At 67.1% G+C, this 14,372-nt stretch carries 8 protein-coding genes; 6 read left to right on the top strand and 2 right to left on the bottom strand.

What is annotated here, in order from left to right:
- The 6 genes from GXW78_RS20875 (at position 1) to GXW78_RS20850 (ending at position 10,686) form a co-directional block, all read left to right on the top strand.
- A complete protein-coding gene (locus GXW78_RS20875; RefSeq protein WP_211870825.1) occupies positions 1-1,656 on the top strand; it encodes a hypothetical protein in 1,656 nt (551 codons plus the stop codon).
- A 43-nt stretch (positions 1,657-1,699) separates the two neighbouring features.
- Positions 1,700-6,994, top strand: a complete 5,295-nt coding sequence (locus tag GXW78_RS20870; RefSeq protein WP_211870824.1) for an FtsK/SpoIIIE domain-containing protein — start codon at positions 1,700-1,702, stop codon at positions 6,992-6,994.
- A 2-nt stretch (positions 6,995-6,996) separates the two neighbouring features.
- Positions 6,997-9,006 (top strand): DNA phosphorothioation-associated putative methyltransferase, encoded by a 2,010-nt coding sequence (locus GXW78_RS20865; RefSeq protein WP_211870823.1) that lies wholly within the window; start codon positions 6,997-6,999, stop codon positions 9,004-9,006.
- A gap of 560 nt (positions 9,007-9,566) precedes the next feature.
- Positions 9,567-9,743, top strand: coding sequence for a hypothetical protein (locus GXW78_RS20860; RefSeq protein ID WP_211870822.1), 177 nt, complete (start codon positions 9,567-9,569; stop codon positions 9,741-9,743).
- Positions 9,730-10,425: a terminase large subunit domain-containing protein gene (locus GXW78_RS20855; protein ID WP_211870821.1), complete on the top strand. Its 696-nt coding sequence runs from the start codon at positions 9,730-9,732 to the stop codon at positions 10,423-10,425. The genes GXW78_RS20860 and GXW78_RS20855 overlap by 14 nt, the downstream gene beginning before the upstream one ends.
- Positions 10,426-10,437: 12 nt before the next feature.
- Positions 10,438-10,686, top strand: a complete 249-nt coding sequence (locus tag GXW78_RS20850; protein ID WP_211870820.1) for a hypothetical protein — start codon at positions 10,438-10,440, stop codon at positions 10,684-10,686.
- A gap of 271 nt (positions 10,687-10,957) precedes the next feature.
- On the opposite strand, the gene GXW78_RS20845 is transcribed toward GXW78_RS20850, so the two are convergent.
- Complete coding sequence (locus GXW78_RS20845) at positions 10,958-11,542, bottom strand: exopolysaccharide biosynthesis protein (RefSeq protein ID WP_211870819.1); 585 nt, start codon at positions 11,540-11,542, stop codon at positions 10,958-10,960.
- Positions 11,543-11,657: 115 nt separating this feature from the next.
- The gene (locus tag GXW78_RS20840; RefSeq protein ID WP_211870818.1) at positions 11,658-14,117 is read right to left on the bottom strand and encodes a pyrroloquinoline quinone-dependent dehydrogenase; all 2,460 of its coding nucleotides are present in this window, start codon (positions 14,115-14,117) and stop codon (positions 11,658-11,660) included.
- Between the last annotated feature and the right edge of the window lie 255 nt (positions 14,118-14,372).

Here is a 14,372-nt window from a genome sequence, read left to right as displayed (position 1 = left end):
ATGCCGTCCAGCAACGCAAACTCCGAACTGTGGCTGTCCAAGGGGGCGCTGGCGGTCCCGGACCACCAAAAAATCCACGCTCTCACCGTCTGGTGTGACCCGGCCATCTGGGGCCTCGCCCTCTACGACGATCAGGCGCCCTGGTTCACGCTTATAGAGTGTCTCCAGCTCCTCACGTTCAGGCACCGAGAGGACAAGGCGTTGTTCCCCGGCCTCGACGGCAAGCCCGACGCGCCCTCGCATGAACGCCAGTCCTACCGCATCAAGCTCAACACCAACCTTCGTCACCTGCTCTTCCGCGACCAGGAGGTCGGGCGCGTCGCCTCCCGCGGCGGCGCGAACGACGAGGTGCGCTGGCATCAGTGGCTCAAGCGAACCGCTGAGGATTTTCCAGACCTCGACTTCTCGTACCTGAAGCCAGCGTTCTCGGACGGCTTCACGCACTTCGCCGAGGCGCTCGAACTCATGCGGTCGGCCGAGGTCGAGCAATTCGGCCAAAAGCGCTGGACGTCGCGTCACCTGCAGCCCGTCGGGGAGGCGATGCTGTTCCCTGACGTGAAAATGAAGGACGACGGCTTCGCGCTGGACCGTCGTTTCTTCCAGCGGACGGGCGAGATCCTCTACTTGATGCTGAACCGCTCCGCCGAGCGCGAACGGCTTGGCCAGCTCGTCGCCAGTCGGATCCTCAAGTCCGATGGACCGTGGAATCGCATCGCGAGGCGGCTCCAGGGGCCGGAGGCGGACGCCACCACCGACCAGCCGAAGTGGGTCGAGGCTCCCACGATCGGCTACCTCCCGCTGGCCCACCTCGCCCGGTACGATGAGTTGGCCCGTGACTGGGTCTCGATCCTGTCGCAGTCGGCGATCCCGCTCGAGGACGCCCTCGAATTCCTCGCGCGCCTCAGCGGCCTGCATCAGGTGATCTACATCGCGGAGCGCGCGGTGGACGTCGCCGGGCGGGCTAGTCTGATGCCATTCGTCCTTGAGATGACCGGGTCGGCCCGCAACAACCCGGTCCAGGTCCTCTCCGCCGAACGCTACAAGGCGCACAAGATGCTGCCGTCGCAGGCAGTCGAGGCGTTCGTCGAGTCCTTCACCGACATGCCCGAATGGCGCGAGATCGGGACCGGGCCGATGGACTGCTCGCACGCCAAGACGCTTCTGTCGAAACGGTTTGCGTGGGCCCCGAAGAAGACAGCCAGCGCCGCAGGGCTGCCGCCTCCTGCGGAGCAGCTCCAGGCCATGCTCGACGCGGCGAAGGCTCGCAACCACGACATCGGCTCGACCTTCACCGCCCACGCCAAGAAGGTGGGCCTGCTCACCGCGCGACAGCGCGCTGGGACGTGGTACTCGCCGTCGGATGGCCTCCTGGAGGCGCTCGTGCTGGCCAACGTGGACGGCGCCATGGAGCTGGGCCAGTTCCTCTCCGTCCTCCGCCGCCGCTACCACGTCGTAGTCGGACCCGAGGAGGCGCGGACGCGCAGCGGTGAACTTCCAGTGCCACTGGAAGACCTGCGCGAGAACGAGCGCAGGCTGGAGGAACGCCTCCGAGTCTTAGGCTTCATCAACAGGAAATCGGACGACTGCGCCTTCGTGGTGAACCCATTCTCCGCTGGACGCGCCATGGCAGGGAGGCCCGCCCATGCAACCGCATGATCTTATCGGGAAGGTCGCGGCCCATCGGCTGCACGGCCTTCTCATGGCCGAGCCCGCAGGGCGCCTGCTCTATGGCATCTTGGGGCTCCCACCCGACGTCACCTGCTCCATCGCTCGCGAGGTCGCCGCCCTCCCCGTGACCGGCGGGCGGATCGACGCCTGCGTGCATCCCGAGCTCGCCGCGGGAGGGAACATTGGCGCGGCGCGGGTGTCCGACGACACGGCGACGCACCACCGGAACCATGCCGATCCGGACGTCGTGCTGACTCTCTTCTCCGTCCCCGCGCGCGAAGTGAAGTCCGTCGAGCAGAGCCTCTCGCACGTCGAGCACCTCGACGATCAATGGCTGCTGGAGGACACCCAGACCTGGGCAGCCAAGACGCTACCCCCGGACGCCGACGAGGAGACGCGCACGCAGCTCGCCGCGATCCTAGCCGGTCTGGTGCGCTCCGGGGTCGGCTTCGATGCCCGGCGCGTGGCCGATTTCGCGGTCAGGCTCGTGCGTCACCACCTCGCCGACGGACTCAAGCTGGCCAACGCGGCGCGCCGCGCGCTGCCCGCGATCCGGCTGTCAGCGGATGCCGGGGACACGCGGGCGAAGCTCGCCGACGCGGCCGAGGCGGAGCAATTCTTCAGACGCCTCCAGGACGAGGTGAAGCCCGCGCTCCACCTGCAGGCGCGGGACGGCGAGCCGCTGTCCAGGTCGGAGCTCCGCAAGCGTCTGGCCGAGCTGAGGGCGGCGGGAGAGGTGTCGGACTCGGCCGCGGACGCCTTCGAAGCCCTGCTGGCCGACGCGAACGTCGGCGACGGGGGGTGGACCAAGGCGCAGGCTGACGCCGCAGAGGTGACCTGGGGCGAAACGGAGAAACTTTTCGCGGACGGCCGCAAGAAGACGAAGGAGACCTTCGGCGACGAGACGCGGAAGTTCTTCGAGCGAAAGTTCCCTTCGGCCCTGACGCAGGTCGATCTCGACCTGCTCGACGACCTGAGGTCCGACACCGCGCGACCGAAGGAGGCGTACGACCGCTTCTTCGGCGAGCACCGCGAGCGGCTGCGGGCTGACCCCAAGCTGTACCGGCGCTGGGAGAAGCTGGTCTTCCGCAAACCGATCGAGACTGACGACCTGGCAGCAGGCCTGCTCCTGCTTGCGGAGCGCGCACGCCCGGATCCTGACGAGGAGGGCGACGACGTCGTCCTCCACATCAGGCTCGACGGCGCCGAGTCCCTCGACTTCTGGACCGATGACAAGAACACCAAGCTGTGTCGCGTGCTTCGCGACCGCTGGCGCGGCCTCGACCGGCTGCTCCAGCCGCATGTGGTCCTCGACTTCGGCCGGTGCTGGAAGGAGCCGTGGGAGGCCCAGATTCCCGCCGATCCGGGCGAGGTGTCTTCCACCGGAAAGGACGCCATCACGTTTAGCCTGAAGGCTTGGGCACTGAAGAAGGCGGACCTGAAAGCGGGCGTTCCGTCGGGCGAGGCCCTCCGGAGGGCACCGCGCGCCCAGATGGTCTGGACGCCCAAGGCCGACAGCATGATCACCGCGTTCCCTCTGGATCTTGAGGTCCTGGCGCATGACGCGGCGCGCACGCCCCTGCTCACGGCGCGCGTCGCGGCGAACCGCTACGACCGACACGGGGCAGTTCAGGCGGTCAACCTGGCGAGCGCGGCCACGATCACCGACGTCGGCGGTAACAGCGACGGCAGGCTCGCGGACCCGCGGAAGCCAGCCCACCGCGTGGACGAGAACTGGCGCGCTAGCCTCGTCAGGGCGGTCACGGACGGCATCGTGACCGCCGACGACGCCGCCACGCTCTCGGCCGCGCTTGAAGCCTTCCAGGCCGAGTACACGAAGGCGATCAAGGCGATGCGCTCCGGCTCCGGCCTCGCCGACGACGCCCTCATCCGACAGGCCGAGCTATACGGCGATCTGCTGCGCGCGTTGGCGGTCCGGGCGCGTGCGGAGGTCTGCGTCCGGGAGCTCTGGGCCCCGCTGCTTGGCATCGGGGCCGCTGTGGTCGAAGGGACCCGGGAAGCCCTCATCGTGACCCCGTGGCACCCCCTGAGGCTGGCCGAGATCGGCGCCAAGGCGAGACAGCTCGCGGAGGGCATGCGGCGCATCGTGCTGAGCCCCGCCCGGCTGGCCGCCGAGGTCGGTGAATACGTGGACGACCTCTCGCGGGCACTCTCGCGGACCTACTACGCGGACGTCGGGGCGCTGCCCGGCACCCCGTACACGCTCGTCGCCGAGACGCGCCACGTCGCAGACGTCAGCCTTCTCCAAAGTCCGGTCGCGGCGCCGGACGCGGTCCTGGCCGACGAACCCGCGGAGGGCACCGTCGAGGCGTACGATCGCGTGGCGAAGGAGTATCTGGACCTGCGCCCGCACGAGAAGGCCAGCTTCTCCACGGTACTGCTCGACGCCGAGTCCGAGGATCTGCCGGTACAGATGGCGGAGAGCATGGCTAGGCGGATCGACAGCGACTCCTGCCTTCGTTGTGACCTCGTCCTGACGCACGAGAACGTCGGGAGCCTTCGGCGCATCTATGAGCGACAGAACCGCCGCATTGGTCACGAGGTCGATGCCTCGCTCACCAGCGAGGCGGCGCGGAATTTCCTGTCCCGCTTGCGCGTCGCCATCGTGGACCGCCAGTTCCTCGACCTCGGCGGAGCCAAGGCCCACGACGTCGTGCTGCTGCAGGATGTCATCGCCCGGCGCGCCGAGGTGAAGTGGATGCGGGCCCTTGGGCTGGGCGCGCCGCAGCTTGCGAGCGCCGTCCCGACGGCGCAGTCGCGGCGCAAGCCGTTCCGGAAAGGGGACACCACGTCCGGCAGCTATCTGACGGCGCCCGGAGGCCCAGAAGCGGTCCAGGCGTACGTCGACGCGCTCCACGACGTTGTCCAGGGACGCGCCTCGGAGAGCGGCGATCCATGGCTTCCGATGCAGGAGGTGGAGTTCCAGTCAGGGCGGGTGCGTGAGGTGCTCGACAAGGCCCACCATCTGGCCAACTGGGTCATGACCTACGACCGGCTCGCTGACCGGCGCCTAGTAGGTTCGTCGGATCGGAGGATCATCCGCTACTTCAGCGACCCTCGGTCCGACCACAACGTCATCGTGTCGGCGGAGATAGGCGAGGAGGTCATCGGGGAGCGGCTGATCGACGACTTGAGGGCCGCCCTCCCGTCCGAGGACGGCGACCGGCTCGCGCGCATGCAGCGGGCGATCCACCGCGCGTCGGCCTCGCTTTCCGGCGCTATCGTCATGCGCGCCGCCCAGAACCTGAATTACGCGCAGGAGCTCCTAGGACTCGTGCTGACCCAGCATGAGCTGAACCTCCTGCTCGGCGCCGAGGCGCAGGAGTTCCGGGCCGCGTGGTTCTTCCTGGACGATGTCGCGCCGTGGCTGTCGCTCGACGGCTCGCGCGCCGATCTCCTTGGTGTCTGCTTCGCGATGACGGAGGCTGGCCCCGTGATCCGCGTCGTGGTCGCCGAGGCGAAGTTCGTGGGGCAGGCGGGCCTCTCCGAACAGCGACACCGCTCGCTCGAGCAGCTCGTCGCGACCTTCGGCACCCTTCACCAGCGTCTTGTCGCACGCGATGGCACGGTGGATCCTTCGACCTGGAGGAACCGGCTCGCCGATCTCGTCCTGGAACACATTGATCCGTTCGACCAGATCGGAGGGCGACCCTCCGCTCAATGGCTCGCGGATCTCCGCTCCCCGGAGACGCCGCTGGAGATGTCGGGCCACTCGCTGGTCTTCGTCCACGACACCAGCGCCGTCCCGGGTGACATGCCGCTTCTTCCCGACGGGGATGAGCCGAAGCTGCGCCGTCGGCGCCTCGCGCAATGGGTGCTCGGCCGTGGCGCGATCTCCAACTCGCTCAAGGGCCTCATCGACACCGGAGCCAAGCCCCAGATCTGGACGCCCCTCGATTGGCCAACTGCATCCGAGGCGATGGAGCCTGTCGCCGAGACCGTCACCGATGAGCAGCAGGGCGACGCCGGGACAGGAACCGAAACACTCGCCGGAGACGGCACCGGGGCGACGAAGGACCAAACCGAGAATCCGCCCCCGGAGTCGGTGACGGGAACCGCGAGCGGAACCGAAGCGCCGGGCGCGACCGTCGCGGGCTGGCTGCCGGAAGTTCACGTCGCACTGGCTGGCATGGGGCACGCGGCGGCGAGCGGCGAGGGCGATGCCTGGCTTCAGGACCAGGTTAAGCGCCTGCAGTCGGCCTTGCAGAAGGAGGGCATGGACGCGCCCGTCCTCGCGTCGCGCCTGACGCCGAATTCCGGCCTGGTGGACCTCGACGGTCGGTCGGTCACCGTCGCGTGGCTTGAGCGGAAGCAGACCGAGCTGCTCACGAAGTACAGCCTCGACATCATACGCATCAGCCCGAAGGCGGGACGGGTGGTAGTCGGCCTCAGGCGCCCGAAGCGCGTTGTGCTGCACCTGGCGGAAGCGTGGCGGAGGCGCCGCCTCGAGGAGACGGCGCCTCGGTCGAACATGGCGTTCGTTCTCGGCGAGAAGGAGGACGACGGCGAGCTATTCTACCTTCCTCTCGGCGCCCCCTTCGGGGAGCAGGAGCGGGCGGCGCCCCACTCGATCGTGTCGGGCACAACTGGCAGCGGCAAGGGCATCCTGGCGACCAGCCTGATGCTGGACGCATGCGCCTTTAACGATCCGTCGTTGGTCGAGGTCCGCCTGATCGACCCCAAGAAGGGGGTCGACTACGGCTGGGCACGCCACCTGCCGCACCTGAAGGGCGACATCGTGGACGAGAAGGCGGACGCAATCGAGCTGTTCAGGCGTCTCGTCCAGGAGATGGAGGACCGCTATGACGTCCTCCGTCAGGCGGGGGTGGCTAACATCGACCAGTTGAACCGCCGCCTCGGGTCAGCCGCGACCGGCCCAATGCCGCGCATCCTCGTCTTCTTCGACGAGGTGGCGAACTGGATGCAGGATGAGGACTTCAAGGAGGCGGTCGAGCCGCTCATCAACGAGATTGCCACCAAGTCGCGCGCAGCGGGCATCCATCTGTTCATGATATACCAGCGCGCCGACAACCAGGTGATGACCATGCAGCTCCGGACCAACCTGGGGAACAAGTTGGTCCTTCGGCTTGGCGACGAGGGCTCGTCGCGCATCGCGCTGGGCGAGAAGGGCGCCGAACGCCTCCTCGGAAAGGGACACCTCATCGCCAAGTTGGACAGCGACGAGAAAGTCTACTGCCAGGTGCCATTCATTGGCGAGGACGAGGTTGTGCGGCTCGCGGAGGCAATTGGTCTCGGCTGGAAGAATGTCTCTCGCGCCGGGCAGCCCGGAGCGAAGGCGGCCTGAACATGGCGACCCAGCGCCCTTCCCGCACTGACAGTGGGAAGCGCGTCAGGGGATCCGTGTACCTGCACGCGAGTGCGCTTGATGAGAACTCGCGTGCCGTCGTCGAGCGGGCCGTTGCCCTGGCAGATGGCTTCCACTGGAACGTGGCCAAGGTGTCTCCCGGCTCGGTGTCCCTCCTGCTGTACGAGGACTTCGATACCGCGGGATTCCCGGCCCTGCTCGCCTCGATGAAGGTGGACCTGGACAGCGGCAAGGCCTCGGCGACGGACTACCGCAGGCGCGAGAACCCGCCGATCTTGCATAGGAAGGAGACCTTGCTCCCGGCCGACGACCCGAGGCGGCCGAGGTTCGCGGCGCTGACGCACGCCGCCGAGGAACAGGGCCTTTTCGCTCAACCGACCAAGATCGGCACGCGTCGACAATGGTCCGAGCTCCTCGCCTCAAAGGGACTTCGGGTCGAAGGCCAAGCCTTGCTGCCGGTGGGCGCAGAGAGCGTGGAGGTGGCGCGGTACAGGACCGCCATTCCCCGGCGCGATCTGTCGCAGCCGATGCAACTCGCCGTCGCTCACGGCGTGCTGCCGTTAGGGAGCACCGTGTTCGACTACGGGTGCGGCCTTGGCGACGACGTGGCGGCGCTTTCGGCGGCGGGATTCGAGGCGTTCGGCTGGGACCCGCACCACGCGCCCGACGGCCCACGACGCTCGGCCGACTTAGTGAACCTCGGCTTCGTGCTCAACGTGATCGAGGATCGGCACGAGCGCGCGGAGACGCTGAGGGCGGCCTGGTCCTTCGCTCGGCGCGCTATGGTCGTGGCCGTCATGGTCATGGGAAAGGCCGATCTGAGGGGCCTGCGCCCGTACCAGGACGGGCATCTGACGTCGCGGGGCACCTTTCAAAAGTACTTCGGTCAGCAGGAGCTCCGCGATTTCATCGAGGAGGCGCTGGGCGCGGCGCCGCTCGCCTTGGGGTCGGGCGTCTTCGCCGTGTTCCAGGACAAGGATCTCGAACAAGAGGTCCTGTTCCGGCGCCAGTCCCGGACCATCATTCGGCCTGTCGGGATGCGACCACCGGAGCGGGATCGTCCGAGAGCGTTGGTGCCCCGGCCCGGCCTGGCCCAGCGCATCCGCCCGGAGTTGGAACTCCTCTGGGCGGCGATGCTGCGACGGGGACGCACGCTCGACGCGGAGGAGCTCCCCACCGACCTGCGCGAGCGCCTGCAGGCCGCGAAGGTCTCCCCGGCGCGCGCCAGCGACCTGTGCCTGTCGGATCTGTTCGAGCAGGAGGAACTCGCCGCGGCGGCAGCCGGACGCCGCGAGGACATCCTGATACGCTTTGCCATGCTAATGTTCCCCGGCGCACCGCGTTACGCCACGCTCGCGCGGTCCATCCAGCGGGACGTCAGGACGTTCTTCGGCAGTCATGCCGCAGCTCTTGAGGAGGCTCGGCGCCTCATGTTTTCGGCCGGTAAGCCGGACGCCATCAGGGAGGGCGTCGAGGCCGCCGTCTCGGCGGGCCTTGGCGCGATGCGCGACGAGAAGACCTTCCGATTCGCAGTGCCGACGTTAGACCGGTTGCCGTCCGCTGTGCGCCTTCGGGTCCTCTGTGGCGGCCTGCTCCGGGGCGGCGTCGAGGGCGCGGACTTCGTCGACATGAAGGTCGGCGCGCCGCGGATGACGTTCATCCAGTGCTTCGATCCATCGGCGCGGTTGCCCGTTGTTTCGGAGACTACGCGGGTGGACCTCGGTCGAGCCCGGATCACCGTCGATCGGCCCGAAGGCATCGTGCTCTACCTGAAGGGCCGCTTTCTTCCCGTGGACGCGCCGGAGCGAGAGGAGCAGTTGGAGTTCGACCGCAGGCTGACGGCCTCGGGCATCGTGACCCCGGACGGCAAGGGACCGCGCATGGCCGCACTACAGGAACTCATGCGGAAGCGTCGCAGCTCGTTGTCCGGCACTGGCGCAAAGGCCGAACTACACCTTGGGCCCTCGGCCTCTCACAAGTCTGGCAGCTAGCGAGGGAATCGGGGCGCACTTTGAAGCGCGTCCAAGAGGGCAAGCGCAGATCGAACCGGGCCGCCGCGCGACCCTCTCCGAAAACATTGGAATCTGTGGTTTTCCAAGTTCCGTACCGAATCGCCCAAGTCAGGAGGTCCGGAGAGAAAGGGCCTCCGGAGAGCGATTTTCCGCCGCTTCCCCGTCCGGCTGATCAACAGGTCTGCCGCAAAAACCCCAGGAAACCTGCCACTCAGCGCGGCGCTTGGTCTGGCGGAGAGCATGGCTCGTATGAGAACTGGCGGAGAGGGTGGGAGCCAATAATTTCCAGAATCCCGCCGAATTTTTTAGTATTGTTTAAGCAACCCATCCACAGACTCATCCACCGACGCCGCATTGAGCGTGGCGTCTGGCGCACGCGGCCCTCCCCCTCACCCAGAGGTTCAATGACGGAACGGTGAGACCACGCCAGGGGACCGTCCTCGCGCCGCGCCGGGGGTCCGCGCGGTCGGCCTTGCGCGAGGCGGGAAGCCGGCCAGAGAACGGAGCGTACGCCGCGCACGGCGCGCTGGCAGTTCCGCATGGCCACCGAGGGCCAGAACGTCGCCGCCGCGATTTTCTGGATGAAGGCCCGGGCCGGCTGGCGCGAGAAGCACGAGCTGGTGCTGACGGCCAAGGAGCCGGGCGAGATGACTGACGAGGAGGAGGAGATCGCGCGGGCGCGGACGGCGCGGCGCACGATCGATGGACAACAATAGCTTTGCCTGGGAGCTGGGACAGCGGCGCAGCATCCGCCGCGAGTTTGGCCTGTGGTGCGAGCACGCCCTCGCGCCGCAGGGCCTGGTCCCCGCCGCCCACCACCGCCTGCTGATCCGCGAGCTGCAGGCCGTGGCCGACGGCGTGCATGACCGGCTGATGGTGTTCATGCCGCCGGGATCAGCAAAGAGCACCTATACCTCCGACCTGTTCCCCGCCTGGTTCCTCGCCCAGGGCCGCGCCCGTCGGGTCATTGCCACCAGCAACACCGCTGATCTTGCGGGAACGTTCTCCCGCCGTGTGCGGGGCCGCATCCGCAGCCATGGCCCAACGCTCGGCTACCGGCTCGACCGCGAGGCGGAGGACCTCTGGACCACCAGCAATGGAGGGGAATACCGCGCCGCCGGGATCGGCGGGGTCATCACTGGGCTGCGGGCTGAACTGGCTCTGATCGACGACCCGGTGAAATCCCGCGAGGAGGCCGATAGCGAGGCGCGCCGGGCCCGCGTGTGGGAATGGTTCCAGGACGACCTGCGCACGCGCCTGCGCCCCGCTGCAGCCATCGTGGTTGTCCAAACCCGCTGGCATCAGGACGATCTGTCCGGAAGGCTGCGCGAGCGCCAAGCCTATGCGGCGCGGCACGCTTTCCCGACGCGTGGGGACAAGGCGGTGAGGGCGCAATAAATCCGCGGCCGGATGGCATTGGAGGGGCTGCACCTGCCGCGGCACGCGCCGTGGCGGCAGGCCTTCGAGGCGGAGCTGGTGACCTTCCCGGCCGGGAAGCACGATGACCAGGTGGATGCGCTTGGGCTGATCGGGCAGTTGCTAGACCAGATGGTCACGGGGCCGGCTGCGAGGCCGGAGCCGGCTCCGCCCAAAGACAGCCGGGCAAGGCTCTTCGACCGCCTGAACGACGGTGACGTGGAGGGCTGGAAGGTCGCCTGACAGCATCAGTGCGGCGGGGCCTGTTCAACACCGACCAACGACCGTTGGTGGGTGGTGAACAGGGAGACCCTGCAGGGAGCTCCTTTAGGATCCAGCGGTTCCCCGCAACTGGCGAAGCAGAGGCAGCAACCGAACAGAGAGCGCCATAAGAGCTGTTGCCGTTCGCTGGCGTGGTCATCAATCAAGGTCGGCGCAGTCGCCGTGTCGCTCGGCCGCATCCGTATTTTCAATCGGGCTGCAAGTTCTATTCCGGGAGGCGCCCGCAGCGACGCTATGTCGTTGCAATCCATACTGCGCCTCCCGCGGACCAAAGCGTTGCCGCGAAAGCTGCCAACATGAGCGCGCCGTCACGCGTGATCAACGCAACGCCGAAGAGCGCAATGGGAGCGCTGACCAGAGTAGTCGCGAACGGAAACACTTCTAGTGGCGGCATCGCCAGCGCGAGGATCAGGGAGGCGAAGCCGGCTCCTCGCACGAATGGCTCCGTCGTGAAGGCCTGCAGCCGGCCGTGAAACCACCTATCCATCCAACGTCCCGCCCGCCTCAGTTTCGCAACAGACTTGCGGAGACGAGACGAGCTGACCCGACGCTCGGCAACGAAAGTGGGGAGCCAAAGGTGCTGGCGTCCGATCGCCAGCTGGCCGGCAAATACAATGATGACAACGGCGAGCACTGTAGGAACGCCCGGGATCGACCCGATCGGCGACATGTCCAGCACCGCTGGTAGGAACAAGAACGGCCCATGACTGCGGTCGCCCATCGCCTCAACAAGACGCCGGACCCGGATCTCGTTCTCTGAAGAACTCGCGGCGTCGAGCTTATCCAATACGTCCGTGATGCTTCTGGTGTCCGGCATCGCCGCGTGAGCCTTCTCAACTGGACACCTCACGCCTCCGAACGACAATAGTTGCAGCTGTCGGCGGCCACAGACGATGATTGGAACTCCAGGTTGGCGCCGGTGCTAGCAGGCGCTATGGCGAGGTGTCTGGAAGAGCATACACGACCAGATAGTCCCCCGGCGTCGTCTCAAGGCGTTGATGGCCAGTAGCGGCAATAGCGACGTACTGGCGACCCTGATGGACATACGTCATGGGCGTGGCCTGCCCTCCGGCCGGGAGCCGGGCCGACCACAGCAGTCGACCACTTTCTGTCTGGAAAGCCCGCAGGTAATTGTCCTGCGCCGCCGCTATGAACGTAAGACCGGACGCCGTAACTAGGGGGCCACCAACATTGGCCGTACCCATCGGAATGCGGAGCCGTGTCGGGATGCCCAGCGGACCGGAATCAAAGCCGGTCCCGATGGGTTGCGACCACAGCAACTCCCCTGACTGGAGGTCGGTCGCCGCGACATAGCCCCAGGGCGGCGCGATGCACGGCATGTTCAGCGGTGAGAACCAGATCGGCCGCTGCGTCCCGTAGGGTGTGCCCGCCTGCGGTGCGATGTCCTGATCCGGGCGGGCACCGCCGTCGCCCACCGCGCGATCCGTCACCTGCGCACGAGGGATCATCTCCACATGGTTCGGCAGACGGCTGTGGTTGGTGATGGCGATAAGCCGTCCTTGGTCCACGCCGATACCGCCCCAGTTCAATCCGCCGATGGTGCCCGGAAACAGGAGCATCCCCAGCCCATCGGTCGTGGGGGGTGTATAGATCCCGTCATACGTCATGCGGTGGAACTGGATGCGGCACCAAGCCGCGTCGATCGGCGTCAGTCCGAAGACGTGGCGGGCATCCAGACGCTCCGGTTCCGCACCCGGCCGGCCCGCAAAGTTGGGGTAGAACGTCGATTGCGGCTGTGTTGGCGACAGGCGTTCGCCCGTGAGCGTATTGCCGCGCGGTGCAGAGCGCCGCTCGATGGGACGCAGCGGCTCACCGGTGGCGGCGTCGAACAGAAAAAGCGACCCGGTCTTGGTGCCGAGCAGCACCGCGCGCCGCGTCTGCCCGTCGATGGGTATGTCAAGCACCGTCGGCTGCGCGCCGATGTCATAGTCCCAGAGGTCGTGGTCCACAGTCGCGAAGGACCATCGGGTCGCGCCGGTCGCCAGATCCACCGCCACGATGGCGGCGGTATAGCGGTCCTCCGCCTCGGTGCGGTCACCGCCCCAGTGGTCGGCGCCGGAATTGCCGGTGCCGAGAAAGACCAGGCCAAGCGTCTCATCCGCCGAAATGACCGTCCAGACATTGGGGGTGCCGCGCGGATAGATCTCGTCAGGGCCGAGCGGGGCCCTGGAATCGGGGCGATGCGCATCCCAAGCCCATGCAAGCGCACCGCTGCGCGCGTCATAGGCGCGGACCACGCCAGACGGCGCATCCCGGCGCTGATTGTCGCTGACCTGCTGGCCGACGATCAGCATGTCGCCGACCACGGCCGGCCCCGAGGTATTGGAGGCGAAGCCGGGATCACGCAGACCCATGCCTTCTGTCAGATCAACGACCCCCTCGCGGCCGAAATCGGGGCATGGCGTTCCGCTTCGGGCATCAAGGCCGATCAGCCGTCCGTCGGCGGTGGCCACGAAGATCCGTTCGCTGCATGCCGCCGCGCCAGGTGCACCGTGGTAGCCGACGGCGCGGCAGGCAACGCTGAACAGGGATTCCATCGCGCGAGCCGGCGTTTTCGGGTCGAAATGCCACCGCTGCTCCCCGGTCGCAGGGTCCAGTGCGAAGACCTGGGCGCTGCTGCTGCACAGATAGAGATTGTCGCCGACCTTGAGAGGTGTGTTCTGGGAGGAAAAGAACACGCGTTCATTGGGCGGAAGATCGCCGGTACGATGGCGCCACGCCTCCTGCAGACGGCTGACGTTGGCCGGGGTGATGTGGTCCGCGGATGAAAAGCGCTGGCCGAGATTCGACCCGGCATAAGCGCGCCATGCGTCGGCGCCGAGGCTCGCCTCATTCGTCGCCGCGGCTTGCGTGATGCTGCGCTCAGCCCCGACCGCCGCAGCAACAGGGCGTTCCCACGCGATGGCGACATAAGCCCCAATCGCGACGACGCCGAGCACAGCGACACCGCCAACGGCGCGGCGCGGACGTCCGCCGGACGGGTACTGCGTCGATACCGACGCCGCAAAGGTGGCGAAAAGCAAGACAAGGACGAGCCCGACGCGGCCAGCGAGATCAAAAATCCAGCTCGGCGGCCAGCCCTTTCCAGCAATCTCCGCGAAAGACCAAATCAAGGCAACGAGGCCGGCTGCAAGCAATGCTAGCCACTCCCGTCGGCCAGCATGCTGCCAGCCGAACCATGCGGCGATCAGCAGCAAGGCACCGCAAGTCACGTACATGTAGGTACCGCCGAGGGCGACGATCCATCCACCGAGTGCGACCTGCGCGCCGCCGATAACGGCGACCCAGGACAGAAGGACAAGATGAACGATGCGCCAGCCGCGCATGCGATCGCCGCGCGCTGGCGAAGTCGTACGTTCGTGCGTCATCATGCTGTCCCCGGCGTTTAGATTACAACCGAGTAACCTTGGAAAGGTTTCTGACCAGCCGACGCTCGGAGATGGAGCGGCATTTCAGTGCGCCGTGCGGTGCGCCGCCTGCCCACCCTCGGGCGGCTAATGGGCTGAGCTTAGGACTGACAATGTGACGCGCTGAGAGCGCGGATTGTCCCGCGGCCCTAACGTCTGCCGGAGACGGTGATCAGGAGCGATCGAACGCGGTGTTCACAGCCTAAGCATCAAGCCTAA

It is taken from the genome of Neoroseomonas terrae, from assembly GCF_018129025.1.
Taxonomy (GTDB): domain Bacteria; phylum Pseudomonadota; class Alphaproteobacteria; order Acetobacterales; family Acetobacteraceae; genus Neoroseomonas; species Neoroseomonas terrae.
Note: the sequence above shows the minus strand (reverse complement) of the source record. Positions and strands in the feature narration are given on the sequence as shown.